This window comes from Candidatus Accumulibacter propinquus (genome assembly GCF_056856495.1).
This window is the reverse complement of record NZ_JBSEHC010000002.1, coordinates 45,819-64,464: the sequence shown is the minus strand read 5'-3', so window position 1 is coordinate 64,464 and position 18,646 is coordinate 45,819. Positions and strand designations below refer to the sequence as shown.

17 protein-coding genes are annotated in these 18,646 nt (G+C 60.4%); 11 read left to right on the top strand and 6 right to left on the bottom strand.

The window, feature by feature from the left end; translation table 11 throughout:
- Positions 1 to 242: 242 nt before the first annotated feature.
- The 10 genes from AC15MQ_RS02830 (at position 243) to AC15MQ_RS02785 (ending at position 12,981) form a co-directional block, all read left to right on the top strand.
- Positions 243 to 839: a 2-oxoacid:acceptor oxidoreductase family protein gene (locus AC15MQ_RS02830; RefSeq protein ID WP_287654374.1), complete on the top strand. Its 597-nt coding sequence runs from the start codon at positions 243 to 245 to the stop codon at positions 837 to 839.
- On the top strand, positions 832 to 2,085 hold the full coding sequence (gene porA, locus AC15MQ_RS02825) for a pyruvate ferredoxin oxidoreductase (protein ID WP_287665364.1): 1,254 nt from the start codon (positions 832 to 834) through the stop codon (positions 2,083 to 2,085). The genes AC15MQ_RS02830 and porA overlap by 8 nt, the downstream gene beginning before the upstream one ends.
- Positions 2,086 to 2,096: 11 nt before the next feature.
- Entirely contained in the window at positions 2,097 to 3,110 is a 1,014-nt protein-coding gene (locus tag AC15MQ_RS02820) for a thiamine pyrophosphate-dependent enzyme (protein WP_287654370.1), read from the top strand.
- Positions 3,110 to 4,732, top strand: coding sequence for an NAD(P)-binding protein (locus AC15MQ_RS02815; RefSeq protein ID WP_483079263.1), 1,623 nt, complete (start codon positions 3,110 to 3,112; stop codon positions 4,730 to 4,732). Before AC15MQ_RS02820 ends, AC15MQ_RS02815 begins: the two co-directional genes overlap by 1 nt.
- Positions 4,733 to 4,893: 161 nt before the next feature.
- Positions 4,894 to 7,623, top strand: coding sequence for a pyruvate, phosphate dikinase (gene ppdK, locus AC15MQ_RS02810; protein WP_287654368.1), 2,730 nt, complete (start codon positions 4,894 to 4,896; stop codon positions 7,621 to 7,623).
- Positions 7,624 to 7,784: 161 nt separating this feature from the next.
- On the top strand, positions 7,785 to 8,894 hold the full coding sequence (gene tgt, locus AC15MQ_RS02805) for a tRNA guanosine(34) transglycosylase Tgt (protein WP_287665355.1): 1,110 nt from the start codon (positions 7,785 to 7,787) through the stop codon (positions 8,892 to 8,894).
- A gap of 53 nt (positions 8,895 to 8,947) precedes the next feature.
- A complete protein-coding gene (yajC, locus tag AC15MQ_RS02800; RefSeq protein WP_287654366.1) occupies positions 8,948 to 9,277 on the top strand; it encodes a preprotein translocase subunit YajC in 330 nt (109 codons plus the stop codon).
- 58 nt (positions 9,278 to 9,335) lie between these two features.
- On the top strand, positions 9,336 to 11,216 hold the full coding sequence (secD, locus tag AC15MQ_RS02795) for a protein translocase subunit SecD (RefSeq protein ID WP_287654365.1): 1,881 nt from the start codon (positions 9,336 to 9,338) through the stop codon (positions 11,214 to 11,216).
- Positions 11,217 to 11,228: 12 nt separating this feature from the next.
- Entirely contained in the window at positions 11,229 to 12,173 is a 945-nt protein-coding gene (gene secF / locus AC15MQ_RS02790) for a protein translocase subunit SecF (RefSeq protein ID WP_287654364.1), read from the top strand.
- Positions 12,174 to 12,288: 115 nt separating this feature from the next.
- Positions 12,289 to 12,981 carry a cytochrome b/b6 domain-containing protein gene (locus AC15MQ_RS02785; protein WP_483079262.1) on the top strand — a complete coding sequence of 231 codons (693 nt, stop codon included), beginning with the start codon at positions 12,289 to 12,291 and terminating at the stop codon, positions 12,979 to 12,981.
- A gap of 211 nt (positions 12,982 to 13,192) precedes the next feature.
- Here the strand turns inward: AC15MQ_RS02785 and AC15MQ_RS02780 are convergent, their stop codons facing one another.
- The 4 genes from AC15MQ_RS02780 to purB form a co-directional block, all read right to left on the bottom strand.
- Entirely contained in the window at positions 13,193 to 13,648 is a 456-nt protein-coding gene (locus tag AC15MQ_RS02780) for a c-type cytochrome (RefSeq protein WP_483079261.1), read from the bottom strand.
- Positions 13,649 to 13,779: 131 nt separating this feature from the next.
- A complete protein-coding gene (locus AC15MQ_RS02775; RefSeq protein ID WP_483079260.1) occupies positions 13,780 to 14,100 on the bottom strand; it encodes a DUF2322 family protein in 321 nt (106 codons plus the stop codon).
- A 3-nt stretch (positions 14,101 to 14,103) separates the two neighbouring features.
- Entirely contained in the window at positions 14,104 to 14,436 is a 333-nt protein-coding gene (locus AC15MQ_RS02770) for a hypothetical protein (RefSeq protein WP_483079259.1), read from the bottom strand.
- Entirely contained in the window at positions 14,436 to 15,803 is a 1,368-nt protein-coding gene (gene purB, locus AC15MQ_RS02765) for an adenylosuccinate lyase (protein WP_483079258.1), read from the bottom strand. Before purB ends, AC15MQ_RS02770 begins: the two co-directional genes overlap by 1 nt.
- A gap of 122 nt (positions 15,804 to 15,925) precedes the next feature.
- Here purB and AC15MQ_RS02760 point away from each other — a divergent pair, with 122 nt between their 5' ends.
- Complete coding sequence (locus AC15MQ_RS02760; RefSeq protein ID WP_287654357.1) at positions 15,926 to 16,534, top strand: glutathione S-transferase; 609 nt, start codon at positions 15,926 to 15,928, stop codon at positions 16,532 to 16,534.
- A gap of 165 nt (positions 16,535 to 16,699) precedes the next feature.
- Here AC15MQ_RS02760 and motB read toward each other — a convergent pair whose 3' ends face one another.
- Positions 16,700 to 17,668: a flagellar motor protein MotB gene (motB, locus tag AC15MQ_RS02755; protein WP_287654355.1), complete on the bottom strand. Its 969-nt coding sequence runs from the start codon at positions 17,666 to 17,668 to the stop codon at positions 16,700 to 16,702.
- Between the two features lie 31 nt (positions 17,669 to 17,699).
- On the bottom strand, positions 17,700 to 18,557 hold the full coding sequence (motA, locus tag AC15MQ_RS02750; protein ID WP_287654354.1) for a flagellar motor stator protein MotA: 858 nt from the start codon (positions 18,555 to 18,557) through the stop codon (positions 17,700 to 17,702).
- Between the last annotated feature and the right edge of the window lie 89 nt (positions 18,558 to 18,646).

Here is an 18,646-nt window from a genome sequence, read left to right as displayed (position 1 = left end):
GCACGCGCCGAGGTCGCACCTTGCCGGTGAATGCTGCGCCGCAGCGCACCGGCAAGTGCACACCCCTGTTTCTGCCTGATCACCGAACCGCAACGGCAAGCGGAGGCGTTTCCTTGCGTCCCCGGAGAAGACCTGCTCCGAGCCTCGCGCTGCAGCCATGAGTTGGTTGCTTGTTTTCAATTCGTTAGAAGTAAGTTATCCTGAGCGGGCGTCAAGAGAAAATTGAAAACAATGGAGGAAACATGTTCCAAGTCCGAATACACGGTCGCGGCGGCCAAGGCGTGGTTACGGCTGCCGAGATGTTGTCGATTGCTGCGTTTGAGGAAGGCCGCCATGCCCAGGCCTTCCCGAGTTTCGGTTCCGAGCGTACTGGAGCCCCGGTCGTCGCGTTCTGCCGTATCGCCGACAAGGAAATCCGGCTGCGCGAACCGATCATGGAACCCGATGCACTGATCATCCAGGATCCGACCCTGCTGTACCAGGTCGATGTCTTCTCCGGCCTGAAGAAAGGCGGTTACATCCTGATCAACACGACGCGCAGTTTCGACGAGTTGGGGCTGGGCGATTTCGTCCGTGACTGGCCAAAGGAAAGGTTGTGTACGGTCCCTGCCACCGATCTCAGTCGCCAGCACGTCGGTCGTCCGATGCCGAATGTTCCCTTGCTGGCCGGCTTTGCCGCCGCCTCGGGTGTCATTCGGCTGGAGTCGGTGATCAACGCCATCCGGACCAAGTTCCCGGAGAAGATCGCCAACAGCAACATCGCCGCAGCCACCGCGGCTTACCAGTTCGTCCTCGACGAGATCGCCAACGCGCGTCAAGAGGAGGTAGTCCATGCTTAAGCAGACTGAAGGTTCACACGCCGTTGCCGAAGCCGTCGCCCTTTGCCGGCCAGAGGTCATCTGCGCCTACCCCATCTCGCCACAGACCCATATCGTCGAAGGACTCGGCGAAATGGTCAAGGCCGGCGAAGTCGCAAACTGTGAGTTCATCAACGTTGAATCCGAATTTGCCGCGATGAGCGTTGCCATCGGCTCTTCGGCAACCGGCGCCCGGACGTACACCGCCACCGCTTCACAGGGTTTGCTGTTCATGGTTGAAGCGGTGTTCAACGCTTCCGGTCTTGGCCTGCCGATCGTCATGACCGTCGCCAATCGCGCCATCGGCGCACCGATCAACATCTGGAACGATCACTCGGACTCACTGTCGCAGCGCGACTGCGGCTGGATACAGCTGTTCGCCGAAACCAATCAGGAAGCCCTCGATCTGCACATCCAGGCCTTCAAGCTGGCTGAGGAAGTGAGCCTGCCGGTAATGGTGTGCATGGACGGCTTCATTCTGACGCACGCGTACGAACGTGTGGACGTCCCCACTCAGGAGCAGGTCGACGCCTTCCTGCCTCCGTACGAACCTCGCCAGGTGCTGGACCCGACTCAGCCGGTATCGATCGGCGCAATGGTCGGACCGGAGGCCTTCTCGGAGGTTCGCTACCTCGCGCACGCCAAGCAGATGCAGGCGCTCGAACGTATCCCGCAACTGGCTGAGCAATTCAAGGAAGTGTTTGGTCGCGACTCCGGCGGCCTGACACATTCGTACCTGACCGACGATGCCGAAACCGTCGTCGTGGCCATGGGCTCGGTGCTGGGCACCATCAAGGACACCGTCGACGAGATGCGTGCTGCCGGCGACAAAATCGGGGTGCTGGGCATCACCTCTTACCGGCCATTCCCGATCGACAGCGTCCGCGCCGCCCTGCAGAACGCGCAGCGCGTGGTGGTCCTCGAAAAGAGCCTTGCCGTCGGCATCGGGGGCATCCTGTCCACCGATGTGCGCATGGCCATGTCCGGTCTGCAACTGCACGGGCATACCGTCGTGGCCGGGCTCGGGGGGCGAGCGATTACCAGAAAATCGCTGCGCGCCCTGTTTGCCCAGGCCGCGCGCGGTGAACTGGGTCACCTCACCTTCCTCGATCTCGACTGGAACGTGGTCAACAAGCAGCTCGAACGCGAGCGCACCACGCGCCGCTCGGGCCCGGCAGCCGAAAGCATGCTGCGCGACGTGGGCGTCATAGCCGCCCGTATTGGCTGAGGACATCGACGATGAGCTTCCAACCCCTGCATTTTTACCAGACCGGCACCTTCACCATTGGCAACCGCCTGCTCGCCGAAGAAGACCTCAGCGTGCAGTCCGATATCGAGCGTACCAATTCACTCAATTCCGGGCACCGCGCCTGCCAGGGCTGTGGCGAAGCACTTGGCGCGCGTTTCGCCATCGACGCGGCGATGAAGGCCGCGCGTGGCCGCCTGATCGCGGCCAATGCCACCGGTTGCCTGGAGGTCTTCTCGACGCCCTACCCCGAGACTTCCTGGCAGATCCCCTGGATCCACTCGCTGTTCGGCAACACCGCTGCAGTCGCCACCGGCATCGCCGCGGCGATCAAGGTGAAAAGACAAAAGGGCGAGATGGGTGACGTCCGCGTCGTGGCCCAGGGCGGCGACGGTGGTACCACCGACATCGGCTTCGGCTGCCTGTCGGGAATGTTCGAACGTAACGACGACGTGCTGTATATCTGCTACGACAACGGCGGTTACATGAATACCGGTGTGCAACGCAGTTCGGCCACCCCCCCGGCAGCGCGCACGGCGACCACCATGCCGGTCGGCCCGGAGCCGGGCAATGCTTTCGGTCAGGGCAAGTTCGTTCCGGCGATCGCCATGGCGCACGAGATTCCGTACGTCGCGACGGCCACCGTCGCCGGCTTGCACGACCTCGAATACAAGGTCACCAAGGCCATGGGCATGCGCGGCGCACGTTACATCCATATTCTGGTGCCCTGCCCCCTGGGCTGGGGCTCGGCGTCGCAGGACACCATCCGGCTGGCGCGCCTGGCCAAGGAAACCGGCATTTTTCCGGTCTTCGAGGCCGAACACGGCGAAGTCACCGGCGTCCTGAAGATCCGCCGCCAGCAGCCAGTCGAGGAGTATCTGCGACTGCAGAAACGCTATGCCCACCTGTTTGGCAAGACACCGGCAGTGGAAACGATCGCCCGCCTGCAAGCGGCGGCGGACAAGAACATTCGCAAGTACGGACTGCTCGACCAGGAGGCGAACTGATGGACAAACCCTTTGCTATTACCCTCGACCCTGGCTCGTCACTGGCCAACCACACGGGCTCCTGGCGCACCTCACGGCCGGTCTATCTTGACCGCCTGCCGCCCTGCAACAAGCAATGCCCCGCCGGCGAGGACATCCAGGGCTGGCTGTTCCACGCCGAATCCGGTGACTACGAAAGCGCCTGGCGACACCTGACGAAAGACAACCCTTTCCCGGCGATCATGGGACGGGTCTGTTACCACACTTGCGAGAGCGCCTGCAACCGCGGCCAACTTGATGCGCCGGTCGGCATCAATTCGGTCGAGCACTTTCTCGGCGACGAGGCACTCAAGCGTGGCTGGAAGCTGACGGCACCTGCCGTCGAAACCGGGAAACACGTTTTGGTCGTCGGCGCGGGCCCCTCGGGCATGTCGGCCGCTTACCACCTGCGTCGACTCGGTCACCGCGTCACGGTGCATGAGGCCGGCCCGCTGCTAGGCGGCATGATGCGCTTTGGCATTCCCAAGTACCGACTGCCGCGTGACGTACTCGAAGCGGAAATGCAGCGCGTGGTGGACCTCGGCGTCACGGTCAATCTGAACAGCAAGGTCGCGAACATCCTGGACACCATGCAGGCCGGCGCCTTCGACGCCGCGTTCCTGGCTGTGGGGGCACACATCGGCAAGCGAGCGATGATCCCGGCGGGCGACGCCGCAAAGATCATCGACGCCATTTCCTTGCTGCGCAGCATGGAAGGTGAAGATAAGCCCATGCTCGGGCGTCGGGTTGTCGTTTATGGTGGCGGCAATACCGCCATCGACGTGGCACGCACCGCCAAACGCATGGGCGCCGAGCCGCTGATTGTTTATCGCCGCACCCGCGAAAAAATGCCGGCACACGACTTCGAGGTCGAGGAAGCGCTGCAGGAAGGAATCATGGTCAAGTGGCTATCGACCATCAAGCAGGCCGACGAGTCCTCACTGACCATCGAAAAGATGGCCCTCGACAGCAAAGGCTTTCCACAGCCGACGGGTGAATTCGAAACCATCGAAGCCGACTCGCTGGTGCTGGCGCTCGGGCAGGACGTTGATCTGGGCCTGCTCGACGGCGTTCCGGGACTGCAGGTGAGCGATGGCGTGGTGCAGGTCGGTGCCAACATGATGACTGGCCATCCGGGTATCTTCGCGGGTGGAGACATGGTCCCGGCCGAACGCAACGTCACGGTCGGCATCGGTCACGGCAAGGCCGCAGCCAAGCACATCGATGCCTGGCTGCGCGGCGAGCAATATGTCCCACCGCCAAAACACGAAGTCGCAGCGTTCGCCAACCTGAACACCTGGTACTACACCGATGCGCCGAAAACGGTACGTCCCATGCTGGACATCATCCGTCGCCAATCGACCTTCGACGAAGTCCAGGGCGGTCTCGACGAGGGGACAGCGCTCTTTGAGGCCCGACGCTGCCTTTCCTGCGGCAACTGTTTCGAATGCGACAACTGCTACGGTGTCTGCCCTGACAACGCAGTGATCAAGCTTGGCCCCGGCAAACGCTTCGAGTTCAACTACGATTACTGCAAGGGCTGTGGGATGTGCGTTGCCGAATGCCCGTGTGGTGCGATCAAGATGGAGGCCGAAGAAATCTGACCGCAGTACCGCACCAGTCTTGCCGCTCCTGACCCGTTTGACGGACAGGAGCGTACTTGAACACCGTGGCCCGATGCAGATCCCGGGTCACCGACTCTGGGGGCACTTCGAGCGTGCCGTTCGAAGTGTCCTTTCCTTGTTTCCTCACCCGCGAGGTATGTATGCCAACTGAAACAAAGAACGTCTACGTATTTGGTGCCACCCGAACTGACGGCGATGCCAAGATGAAGAATTTGCTGGGAGGCAAGGGTGCCAACCTTGCCGAGATGTGCCGCCTGGGAATTGCGGTGCCATCCGGCTTCACGATCAGCACCGAAGCCTGCACCGTTTACAGCGAGCAGGGCAAGGACGCCGTGTTCAAGTTGATCGAAGCGGACGTCCGGCAGGGCGTCGCATTTGTTGAACAGGAAATGGGGAAGAAGTTCGGCGACGCGTCCGATCCGCTGTTGCTGTCGGTGCGCTCAGGCTCGCGCGCGTCGATGCCGGGAATGATGGACACCATTCTGAATCTCGGGCTCAATGACGAAGCGGTTCTTGGCCTCGCTCGCAAGGCCAAGAACGAACGTTTTGCCTGGGACTCGTACCGCCGTTTTGTGCAGATGTACGGCGATGTGGTCATGGGTCTCAAACCGGTGTCCAAGGAGGACCATGATCCCTTCGAAGTGGTCATTGACATGGTCAAGGAGAAGAAGGGGGTTCAGCTCGATACCGACCTCGACACCGAAGACCTGAAGGAACTGGTGCTGCGTTTCAAGGGCCTGATTCGTGCCCGCGTCGGCCGTGAGTTTCCGACAGATCCCTGGGAACAGCTCTGGGGTGCGGTGATGGCGGTTTTTCAGAGCTGGAACAACGACCGGGCCAAGGTTTACCGCGAGTTGAACGACATTCCGGATTCGTGGGGCACGGCGGTAAACGTGCAGGCCATGGTCTTCGGCAATCTCGGAGACAACAGCGGCACCGGTGTTGCCTTCACTCGTGACGCCAGTACCGGCGAAGACCTGTTCAACGGCGAGTTCCTGATCAACGCCCAGGGTGAAGATGTCGTGGCCGGCATCCGTACGCCACAGCAGGTTACCCTCGAAGGTTCGCGGCGCTGGGCGCAACTTGCGCTGGTCAACGAAGAGGAGCGCCGCAGCAAGTTCCCTTCCCTCGAAGAACTGATGCCCGACATCTACCAGCAACTCCTGCAGGCCGAAACAAAGCTGGAGAAGCACTACGCCGACATGCAGGACGTCGAGTTCACCATCCAGGAAGGTCGCCTGTGGATGCTGCAGACCCGCAACGGCAAACGCACCGGCTCGGCAATGGTGCGTATTGCAATGGAAATGCTGCGCCAGGGCATCATTGATGAAAAGGAAGCTCTGCGGCGTGTCAACCCCGAGCGCCTGAACGAGCTTCTGCACCCGGTCTTCGATCCGGCGGCAATCAAAAAGGCACGCTCGATCGCGCATGGCCTGCCGGCGTCTCCCGGCGCGGCGACCGGACAGATCGTCTTCTTCGCCGACGAAGCCGAGGAGTGGGTCAGAAAAGGCAAGACCGTGATCCTCGTGCGGCAGGAAACCTCGCCCGAAGACCTGCGCGGCATGAGCGTCGCCAAGGGCATTCTCACCGCTCGCGGTGGCATGACCTCGCACGCGGCCGTGGTCGCGCGCGGCATGGGCAAATGCTGCGTCTCCGGAGCCGGTGCGGTGCATGTCGACTACCACGCGCGCACGATGTCGATTGGCAGCGAAACCTATAAGGAAGGCGATTGGCTGTCGCTCGACGGATCGACCGGGGAAGTCTACCTGGGCCAGGTACCGACCAAGGAAGCTGAACTCACCGGTGACTTTGGCACGCTGATGGAACTCGCCGACCGCTACAAGCGGCTTGGTGTGCGCGCCAACGCCGACACCCCCGAAGACGCCAAGGCCGCACGCAACTTCGGCGCCAAGGGGATCGGCCTGTGTCGTACCGAACACATGTTCTTCGAAGGTGATCGCATCAAGGCGGTCCGCGAAATGATTCTCGCCGACGACGAAGCCGGGCGTCGGCGCGCACTCGCCAAGCTGCTGCCCATGCAGCGGGGCGACTTCGAAGGTCTGTTCCGCGAGATGAGCGGTCTGGCGGTGACCATCCGCCTGCTCGACCCGCCACTGCACGAATTCGTTCCCCACGACGAAGAAAACCAGCGCATCATGGCTCACGAAATGAACGTGCCGCTGGGGGTGATCAGGATGCGGGTCGATGATCTGCACGAGTTCAACCCGATGATGGGCCACCGCGGCTGCCGCCTCGGCATTACCTACCCGGAAATCACCGAAATGCAGACCCGCGCGATACTTGAGGCGGGCCTCAACATGAAGGCCAAGGGTTACGACGTCAAGGCCGAGATCATGATTCCGCTGGTCGGGACCGTCCGTGAATTCAACGCCCAGGCCAAGATTATCCGCCAGACGGCCAAGGCGGTCTTCGCCGAGCGTGGCGAGAATCTGGACTTCCTGCTTGGCACCATGATCGAGACACCACGCGCTGCGCTGATCGCCGACAGCATTGGCGCACAAGCCGAGTTCTTCTCGTTTGGCACCAACGACCTGACCCAGATGACCATGGGTTTTTCGCGCGACGATGCCGGCAAGTTCCTGCCCAGCTACCTCAAGGATGGCATGTACGAGCAGGATCCGTTCCAGTCGATCGACCAGAAGGGTGTTGGCCTGCTGGTCAAGATGGCCGTCGAAAAAGGTCGTGCTGCACGTCCCGGGATCAAGCTGGGCGTCTGCGGTGAGCACGGAGGTGACCCGGCTTCGGTCGAGTTCTTCCATCGCACCGGTCTCGACTACGTGAGTTGCTCGCCATTCCGGGTGCCGCTGGCCCGTCTGGCGGCTGCCCAAGCGGCAATCGATAACGACTGATCGGTCGAGCGTCTACTTCCAGCCGGCTTCGTTTTCCATCCAGCCCGGGCCAGCAGCACGCCCGGGTGTCGAGAAGGCGCAACGCCGGCAGTACTCCACGACGAGCACCGCTGCTTTGGCAGGGGTGCTCGTCGTCTTCTACCCTGAGTATTCCTGCGCAAATGCAATTTGAACTGCTGGCCAGCGATGGCGCGGCCCGGCGAGGGCGCATCACCCTCGCTCATGGCATGGTCGAAACACCCGCCTTCATGCCGGTCGGGACTTACGGAACGGTCAAGGCGATGACACCGCGCGATCTCATCGAGACCGGCGCGCAGATCTGCCTGGGCAACACTTTCCACCTCTGGCTGCGGCCGGGTCTGGAAGTCATCAACGCACATGCCGGCCTGCACCGTTTCATGAACTGGCACGGCCCCATACTTACCGATTCCGGTGGCTTCCAGGTGTTTTCGCTGGGCGCGCTGCGCAAGATCACCGAGGAGGGCGTCAGATTCCAGTCGCCGATCAATGGCGACCGCCTGTTCCTGACTCCCGAGGAATCGATGCACATCCAGAAGGTGCTCAACTCCGACATCGTGATGATCCTTGACGAATGCACGCCCTACCCGGCCACCCACGCCGAAGCGGCCACATCGATGCGCCTGTCGCAGCGCTGGGCGCGCCGCTCGCGGACGCAGCACGACCACCTGGAGAACACCAACGCGCTGTTCGGGATTGTCCAGGGCGGCATGTACGAAGATCTCCGCGACGAATCGCTGGCCGCGCTGGTCGACATCGGCTTCGACGGCTTCGCCATCGGCGGACTGTCGGTCGGCGAGCCGAAAACCGACATGGCGCGCATCCTCGCGCACACCGCGCCACGCCTGCCGCAGCACAAACCGCGCTATCTGATGGGGGTGGGCACACCCGAAGATCTGGTGGCCGCCGTGCAAGCTGGAATCGACATGTTCGACTGCGTGTTGCCAACACGCAATGCGCGCAATGGCCATCTATTCACTCGCCACGGCGATGTCCGGATTCGCAACGCCAGGTACAAGCACGATCCAGGCCCGCTTGACGCGAGTTGCGCATGCTACACCTGCCGAAACTTTTCGCGCGCCTATCTCCACCACCTCAACCGCGTCGGCGAGATTCTCGCCGCTCAACTCGCGACGCTGCATAACCTGCACTACTATCAGGAACTGATGCGCGACCTGCGCACTGCGATTGCCGCTGGCGCACTGGTCAGAGCGGTGGAAAGCTTCCACAGCGCACGCGCTCGGTCGAACTGACGGGATGGTACAATCTCGGGTTCAATTCAAACATTCTGCTTTAGGAGACTGATGTGCTGATCAGCACCGCCCACGCCCAACAAGCCGCTGCCGCCACCGACCCGACAGGCGGCCTCATGCAATTGCTGCCGATCATTCTGATGTTCGTGGTGCTCTACTTTCTGATGGTTCGACCGCAAATGAAGCGCGCCAAGGAACACAAGGCGCTCGTCGAAGGTCTTGCCAAAGGCGATGAAGTGGTCACCGGCGGCGGCATTGCCGGCCGCGTGACACGGGTCAGCGACAATTTCCTCGCTCTCGAAATCGCCGACACGGTCGAAATCCAGGTCCAGAAGCAGGCGGTTACGCTGGTTCTGCCCAAGGGAACGCTGAAGTCGCTTTAACCACCTCCCGGGTAGCCTGCCCTGCGGCAGTACCCGCGCGCTCGGACCGCAAGCACCCATGAATCGTTACCCGCTCTGGAAATACGTCATCGTCGCCGTCGCCATGCTGCTCGGCCTGGTATATACCTTGCCGAATTTTTTCGGCGAGTCCCCTGCGGTGCAGGTTTCCAGTGCCAAAGCCACGCTCAAGGTTGACGACAAGACCCGTGAACGCGTCGCCACTACCCTCCAGACCGCTGGCGTCGAGCACAGCGGCATCTTCCTGGACAGCAACGGGGTCAAGGTTCGGCTGCGCACCACCGACAGCCAGTTGCAGGCCAAAGACCTGCTGGAGAAACAGTTCAACCCGGATGCCAGCAACCCGCAGTATGTGGTTGCACTGAATCTCCTGTCGAGTTCGCCGCAGTGGCTGAGTAGCCTGCACGCCCTGCCGATGTATCTCGGCCTGGACTTGCGCGGCGGTGTGCACTTCCTGCTGCAGGTCGACATGAAGGGCGCGCTGACCAAGCGTCTGGATTCAATCAGTGGCGATCTGCGCAGCCTGCTGCGCGACAAGACCATCCGCCACGCCGGCATCTCGCGCGAAGGCGAGCGTGTGATCGTTCGTTTCCGCGACAGCGAGGCACGCAACAAGGGACGGATGGTACTCGAGGACAATCAGTCCGATCTGCTCCTGGCGGACCAGGGTGAGGGCGAGGATCTCAAGCTGGTCGCCACGCTGAAGCCCGAGGCTGTAAAGCGGATTCAGGAGTTCGCCATCCGGCAGAACATGACGACGCTGCACAACCGCATCAACGAACTCGGCGTCGCCGAGCCGGTAATCGCCCAGCAGGGCGCCGACCGCATCGTCGTGCAGTTGCCGGGGGTGCAGGACACGGCCAAAGCCAAGGACATTCTCGGCCGCACCGCGACGCTGGAAATCCGGATGGTCGACGAGACTGCCGGAGCCCTCGAAGCGGCACAGGCGGGCCAGGTCCCTTTCGCCACGGAACTCTACGTTGAACGTGGTGGCATGCCTCTGCTGGTCAAAAAGCAGGTGGTGCTGACCGGGGACCGACTGACCGACGCACAGCCTGGTTTCGACAACCAGACCCAGGAGCCGGCGGTACATCTCACGCTCGACTCGGCTGGTGCCCGGATCTTCAAGGACATCACGCGCGACAACGTCGGCAAGCGCATGGCCATCGTCCTGATCGAGAAGGGCAAGGGCGAAGTCGTCACCGCGCCGGTGATCCGCGCGGAGATCGGTGGTGGCCGTGTCCAGATCTCGGGCCGCATGAGCAGCATGGAAGCCAATGACACCGCACTGTTGCTGCGTGCCGGCTCGCTGGCGGCACCGATGGACATCATCGAGGAGCGTACCATCGGCCCGAGTCTCGGTGCCGACAACATCAAGAAAGGCTTCCTTTCGACGATGTGGGGGTTTGCGGCCATTGCCACATTCATGATCGCCTATTACATGCTCTTCGGACTGGTCTCGGTGGTTGCCCTGGCTTCCAACCTGCTGTTCCTGGTGGCTTTGCTGTCCTTGCTGCAAGCCACGCTGACCCTGCCCGGAATCGCCGCCATCGCGCTGACGCTGGGTATGGCCATCGATGCGAACGTGCTGATCAACGAGCGCATCCGGGAGGAACTGCGGAATGGCTCGACGCCGCAGGCTGCGATCCACACCGGTTACGAACGGGCCTTCGGAACGATCCTGGATTCCAACATCACCACGCTGATTGCCGGCATCGCCCTCCTGATTTTCGGATCGGGTCCAGTTCGCGGCTTCGCGGTGGTGCATTGTCTCGGGATCCTGACCTCATTGTTCTCGGCTGTCGTCGTCTCGCGTGCGCTGATCAACCTCATCTACGGCCGTCGCCGCAAGGTCGAATCCCTGGCTATTGGTCAGGTCTGGAAACCGGGTAACACCACCGGCAATGTCGCCGTCAATTAGGAACAAGCCAAGATGGAATTTTTCCGGATCAGAAAAGACATCCCGTTCATGCGGCATGCGCTGTTGTTCAACGTCATATCGTTGCTGACCTTCCTGCTGGCCGTATTCTTCCTTTTCAGCCGGGGTCTGCATCTCTCCGTCGAATTCACCGGCGGTACGCTGATCGAACTGAACTACGCGCAAGCGGCAAATCTGGAGCAGGTCCGCAGCGGTCTCGGCAAGGCCGGCTACAGCGACTTTTCGGTGCAGAATTTCGGCTCCAGCCAGGACGTGCTGATTCGCCTGCCGCTCAAGGCCGAGCAGAACACGGCCAAGATCGGCGAGTCGGTCATGCAGGCCCTGCATTCCGAGGCCCCAGGCGCCACCCTGCGACGCGTCGAATTCGTCGGCCCACAGGTTGGCAAGGAACTCGCCGAGAACGGCGCCCTGGCGCTGCTGCTGGTAGTCATCGGGATCGTCGTCTACCTGGCCTTCCGGTTCGAGTGGCGGTTCTCGGTATCGGCAATCATCGCCAACCTCCACGACGTGATCATCATCCTGGGTTTTTTCGCCTTTTTCCAATGGGAGTTCTCGCTTTCAGTCCTGGCAGCGGTGCTGGCCGTACTGGGCTACTCGGTGAACGAGTCCGTCGTCGTATTCGACCGCGTGCGCGAGACCTTCCGAAAGGCCCGCGGTCTGAGCACACCACAGGTCCTGGATCACGCCATTACCAGTACCATTTCGCGCACCATCATCACGCACGCCTCGACGCAAATGATGGTTCTCTCGATGCTGGTTTTTGGTGGCGAGACGCTCTATTACTTCTCTCTGGCCCTGACGATCGGCATCTGCTTCGGGATCTACTCGTCGGTATTGGTCGCCAGCCCACTGGTCATGTGGCTCGGTGTCTCGCGTGAGCAATTCATTCGCCCCAAGAAGCAGATCGAAGGCGCAAATGCGGACGGAGCGGTCGTCTAGGTCCCACTGCACGACACAAGGCGTGAACAGGCGCACGACAGGAAGATTGGCTGATCACACTGGATTTTAGGGGCCAACGCAGATCTCCCCCCAGCACGGATCACGGAGAGGGACAATGGGTAAGCAACGCATCCGGCTTTGGGACCTGCCGACAAGGTTCTTTCACTGGTCCCTGGTAATCCTGGTCCTCGCCTCTTTCGTTAGTGGAAAGCTCGGTGGCAACGCCATGAACTGGCATGGAAATTTCGGCCTGGCGATTCTCGGCTTGCTGACCTTTCGAGTGGTCTGGGGAATCGTCGGCTCGAGCTATGCCCGTTTTGCCCAATTCTTTCCAACGCCCGCGTCAGTCCTCGCCTACCTCCGCGGTCGATGGCAGGGCGTGGGCCACAACCCGGTAGGCTCATTGTCGGTCTTCGCACTTCTGACCTTGCTTGGCTTTCAGGTCGGCACGGGCCTTTTCAGCAATGACGACATTGCATTCCACGGTCCGCTCTATGACCTGATCAGTAAGGATCTGAGCGACCGAATGGTCAGCCTGCATGGATTGTCGGTCAATCTGCTTCTCGCCATGGTAATTCTTCACCTTGCGGCGATCACATTCTACGAGCGCGTAAAGAAGGACAACCTGGTCAAGCCGATGCTGACCGGCTGGAAGGAAGTCGAAGAGGGCAGCGGCGAGTCGGCTACTGGCGGCGGCCCGCTGGCCTTCCTGGTGGCCTTGCTGATCGCCATGGTGGCAGTTTATGGCGGCTCCGGCGTATGGCTACCAGCGGATCCGCCAGCCCCTGTTTCAGTTCCGGCCTGGTAAAGCCACTCCCTGCTCCCGGACAGCGTAGAAGAACCTCCTGTGGGCGGGCAACGACAGCCGAACAGGCTGCGTAATGACGACAGCGCGGTGCCTTGCGCCCATCACGCCGGCTCGAATTTCTGGCGGGGTCAACCGGACGAGACGAGCACCGAGATCCCGTTGTTCTACCACTGAGTCACAGCAGAGCGGGCTTTGCAAACTGGCTTTTGGGTCAGTCGTTGCGGAACTTCTCGTGGCAAGCCTTGCAGCTTTCCCCGGTCTTGCCAAACTGCACCTTGATGGCAGCGACGTCACCCGTGGCAGCGACCTTCTGCAACTCATTGGCTTCCTTGATGTAAGCCATCGCCAGTTCCTTGACCTTGTCCGGTTCCTTGAAGAACTCGGGTTTGACACGCGTCTTCTGGCCCGCGACATCCTTCTCTGTCCCCGGTCCAAACAGCGCACCCATGCCAGAGCCAGCCGTCGCCGCAATCACGTTGGCAGACGCCAGCACCTGCTCCTTGTTGTAGGTCCCTTCAAGGTTGGCCTTGATCTTTCCCATGTTCCAGGCCATGAAACCGTATCCCGCCTTGCGGATTTTGATCATTTCTTCGGGTTTCAGGCCCTGCTGAGCCAGAACGACACCAGCAAAACTACCCAGCAACAAGGCAGCAACGAATTTCTTCATCTTCTTTCTCCTATAAAATGCAGTGAACAAGCTACCGAAAGGGGTTCTTCCGGGTAACTTCAATCTGCCTGCGGCACCTCTGACAAGCAAATGCAGGAAACGGGGCAGCAGCCAGGAATCGCCAAACCTGGTCAGACAGCAAACACGTGCTTGGTACGCAAGGTCTTGCGCTCTTCAACAAGCACGAACAGGCGCTCGATGTTCGGGTGCGTACCCGGGTTGACCTGTTCCTCCTCGGCGTACTCGGCAAAGACTTCCAGCCCCTTCCTGGCGGCCTCGGGCGTGATGGCGCCGTAGGTCTGAGCGAGGTGGTTGTAGACCGCAACAGAACCCTGACTGCCCGCCCTGTTCTCGATGGTTGCGACGACCTCGCCTGCTGCATCAAGCAAACAAATGGCTGCAACATGCGAGATACCCGGCAACTTCTTCAGGTTTTCTGCAAATTTCGGCACCTCTCATTCCTTCCGGCTTCGTATCGCCCCAAGGACGATGCCCATCGCCGCGCAGGCAAGGGTGATCGCCAACACCAATTCGCCAGTGGCCTGCTCGGGGCCGACGATCGACGACCAGACGGCCGCAGACAGGCCGCCCGCCAGCAAGCCAAATACCCCGCCGATAAAGGCACCACGCCTGAACGCTCCACGCCGACCGTCTTCGCCACAGCAATGCGGGCAATACAGTGAGCCTCCGGGCACAAGTTGCTCACAACTCCGGCAGAAGATCATCTCCGGCACAGGCCCACCTGATGACAGCGCCTGATCATGCTCTGGACTGGACTCGGGGGACATCAGATCTTCCTCGCCAGTTGCGCGGCCATGCCGGTATATGCCCATGGCGTCAGTTCGAGCAATTCTTCCTTCGCCGCAGCGGGAATTTCAAGGCCTTCGATAAAACAGCGCATGTCCTCACGCGACACACGCTTGCCACGCGTCAGCTCCTTGAGCTTCTCATACGGATTGGCGATGCCAAAACGCCGCATGACCGTCTGCACCGGTTCGGCCAGGAGTTCCCAGTTGGCATCGAGATCACGTTGCAGACACGCGCCATCAGCCTCCAGTTTTTGCAGGCCGCGCAATAGCGAGTCGTAGGCGAGCAGCGTATAGCCGAGAGCAACTCCCATATTGCGCAGCACCGTCGAATCGGTAAGATCACGTTGCCAGCGCGAAAGCGGTAGCTTCTCGGCAAGATGGCGAAGCACTGCGTTGCCCAGTCCCAGGTTGCCCTCGGAATTCTCGAAGTCGATGGGGTTAACCTTGTGCGGCATCGTCGACGAACCAATTTCCCCCGCCTTGAGCTTTTGCCGGAAATAGCCCAGCGAAATGTAGCCCCAGAGATCTCGATTGAGGTCCATGAGAATCACGTTCGCACGCGCAAAAGCATCGAACAACTCGGCCATCGAATCGTGCGGTTCGATCTGGATGGTGTAGGGATTGAACTCCAGGCCCAGTGACTCGACGAAGGATCGAGCAAGGTGCTCCCAGTCAAAGGCCGGGTAAGCCGCCAGATGGGCATTGTAGTTGCCTACTGCACCATTGATCTTCCCCAGCAGCTTGACACCGGCGATGGTTGAACGCGCCCTGCCAAGACGATAGGCGACATTCGCGATTTCCTTTCCAAGCGTCGTCGGCGTCGCCGGCTGCCCATGCGTACGCGACATCATCGGCAGATCAGCCAACTGGTGAGCAAGTTCCCTGAGACGCTCGATCACCTGGTCGAGCATCGGCAACATCGTTCCGTCGCGAGCGGCCTGCAACATCAGCGCATGCGCGAGATTGTTGATGTCTTCCGAGGTACATGCGAAATGGATGAATTCGGCAACCTGCGTCACTTCCGCATTGGCAGCCAGGCGCTTTCTGATCCAGTACTCCAGGGCCTTCACGTCATGATTGGTCACCGTTTCGATCGCTTTCACTTCGGCGGCATGCAACGGGCTGAAATCGGCAAGCAAAGCGTCCACTTCGGCCAGCGTTGCCGGCGAGAAAGTCGGAATCTCGGCAAAATGCGGTTCGGCCGCCAGGGTCTTGAGCCACTCGATCTCGATCTGCAAGCGGCGCCTGATGAGGCCGTATTCCGAGAACTCGGGCCTTAGCGCATCGAGCTTGCCGGCGTAGCGCCCGTCCAGTGGTGACAGGGCAGTGAGCGAAGAAAAAGGCATAAAGATCGTCCTGGAAACGGTGCAAGGTAGCCTGCTATTTTACCCGCCTGCGGAATACGCCCGTAAACCGGATACGACCGCGATGCTATAATTGTCTTGAAATATTTACAATCAGGAAGCCAATGAAGCTTATCGGATCACTGACCAGTCCCTTCGTCCGCAAGGCGCGTGTCGTTCTGGCCGAGAAAAAGATCGACTACGAATTCGAGATCGACTCACCATGGACCGCGGAAAACCAGGTCGCGAACGTAAACCCGTTGGGCAAGATTCCGGTCCTGGTGCTCGACGACAACACCGTCCTCTTCGATTCACGCGTTATTGTCGAATATCTCGATAACGTTGCGCCAAACAACAAGTTGATGCCTGGTCCGAATCGCGAACGCAGTGAAGTCAAGCGCTGGGAAGCCCTCGCAGACGGCATGTGCGACGCCGCCGCACTGGTTTTCCTGGAAAGGAAGCGGCCCGTCGCACAGCAAGGGACCGAATGGCTCGCCCGCCAGAACGAGAAGATCATCCGCAGTCTGCAGTTCATGTGCGACGAACTTGGCGACAACACCTGGTGCATGGGAACGCATTTCTCTCTGGCCGATGTTGCAGTTGGCTGCGCCCTAGGCTATCTTGCCTTCCGCTTTCCCGAAATTGACTGGCGGGAAAAGCACCCCAACCTCGCGCGCCTCTACGACAAGCTGATGCGGCGACCGGCTTTTGTGGAGACCATCCCGCAAGGATGACCGGCATTCGGTCAAAGTAGCGAGGCACGGGCTGCCTGCGGCCGCCCACCGGGAGCACGCCCACCAGCAGGTAAAACCCCTTCCAATGTAATCCCCGTTCGACGCTGATCTGTCCAACCTTCAGACGGCATGCACCGCTTGCTGTACGGCCAATCGATTCCGGTTTCAGCCCTTGCTGCCGGGCACGGGAGCCGCGGGCGGGGTCATTTTTCCGGCGTCGATTCCCCCTGCTCCGACTTCCACCGCATCGCCCTTGCCGTCTTCCTGCAATAGCGACTCTTCCGACCGTTTGTTCAGGACCACGATGCTGATGCGCCTGTTGATCGAACTGAGTGGATCATTCTTGTCGAAAAGGACCGTCGACGCCAGTCCAACCACCCGCAAGACCTTGTGTTCATCCATGCCGCCGACGATCAATTCGCGGCGCGAAGCGTTCGCCCGATTGGCAGAAAGCTCCCAGTTAGAGAAGCCTTTGTCGCCACCACCGAATTGTGCCGCGTCGGTGTGACCCGACAGACTCAGCTTGTTGGGCACGGCATTCAATGCCTTCCCGATCTCGCGCAGGATCACTCGCGTGTAGGGCTTGAGTTCGGCGCTGCTGGTGTCAAACATCGGTCGGTTCTGTTCGTCAACGATCTGAATTCGCAACCCCTCGCTGGTAATGTCAATCAGGAGTTGACTCTTGAACTGCTTGAGCGCCGGATTGCTCTCGATCAACTTTTCGATGTTCTCCTTGAGTTCGGCGAGAACGACTTTTTCGCGTTCTTCAAAGGCCTTGCGTGCCATCTCGGCATTGGTTTCCTTGAGGTTCAATGCCTTGTTCGCGGACTCGACATCGCCACTCTTGACCTGCCCCGCAGTCCGCGTCAGGTCCTTGCCGCCCCCCTTCAGCACACTCGAGCTGTCACCGGTCCCCGAGCCACCGGTCGAGGCGATCTTCAAGGGATTCTGGAAATAGTCCGCGATCCCTTTCAGGTCGCCGCTGGCCGTCGACCCCAACAGCCACATGAGCAGGAAGAAAGCCATCATCGCCGTGACGAAGTCGGCATAGGCGATCTTCCACGCCCCACCATGGTGTCCGCCAGCAACCTTCTTGATGCGCTTGATGACAATCGGCCGTACGTCGTCGCTCATTCACCCACTCCACTCAATCGAAAAGGCAGGCTCACTTGCCCTTACGGTTCTTGAGTTCCTCCTCAAGTTCGCGGAACGTCGGACGAACTGCGGCAACCAGCGTTTTGCGCCCGAATTCGACTGCCACCTGTGGCGCATAGCCCGACATCGACGCCAACAGCACGACCTTGATGACCTGGTAGATCTTCGACCCGTCCTGAGCTTTCTGCTCAAGGAGATTGGCCACCGGAGAAACGAAGCCATAAGCGATCAGAATACCCAGGAAAGTGCCGACCAGCGCTCCTCCGATCATCTTGCCTAGCACCGCCGGGGGTTCGCCGACGGAACCCATGACATTGACCACCCCCATGACAGCCACGACGATACCGAAAGCCGGCACCGCGTCCGCGACCTTCGACACCACATGGCCGGGTGTCTCGACCTCGTGATGGTGTGTCTCGATTTCGATATCCATCAGGTTCTCGATCTCGATGGCATTGAGGTTGCCGCCGACCATCATGCGCAGATAATCGGTAATGAACTCCATGACATGGTGGTCGCTGGCAAGCGACGGGTATTTTCCGAAGATCGGGCTATCCTTCGGATTTTCGACGTCGTTCTCAATCGACATCAAGCCTTCCTTGCGCACCTTGGCCAGGATCTCGAAGAGCATGGCCAACAGATCGACGTACAACACCTTGGTAAACTTCGAGCCCTTGAAGATCCCGGGCAAGGCTCCTACTGTCGTCTTGATGACACTGATGTCGTTGGATGCCACGAACCCGCCGATTGTCAGGCCGACGATCGCCACGTATTCGAGCGGCACCCACAGCGCGGCCAGGCTCCCATGCACCGCATAGGTCCCCAACGCGGATGCCAGAATGATCACGTACCCAACAATCAGAAACATCCGACCCCCCTTGTCATTGCGCGCGGCGCGTGCATCGCCGACCTTGGCTCGTCATTGTCGCGCATTGTAGCCAGATTGCGAACCACCGA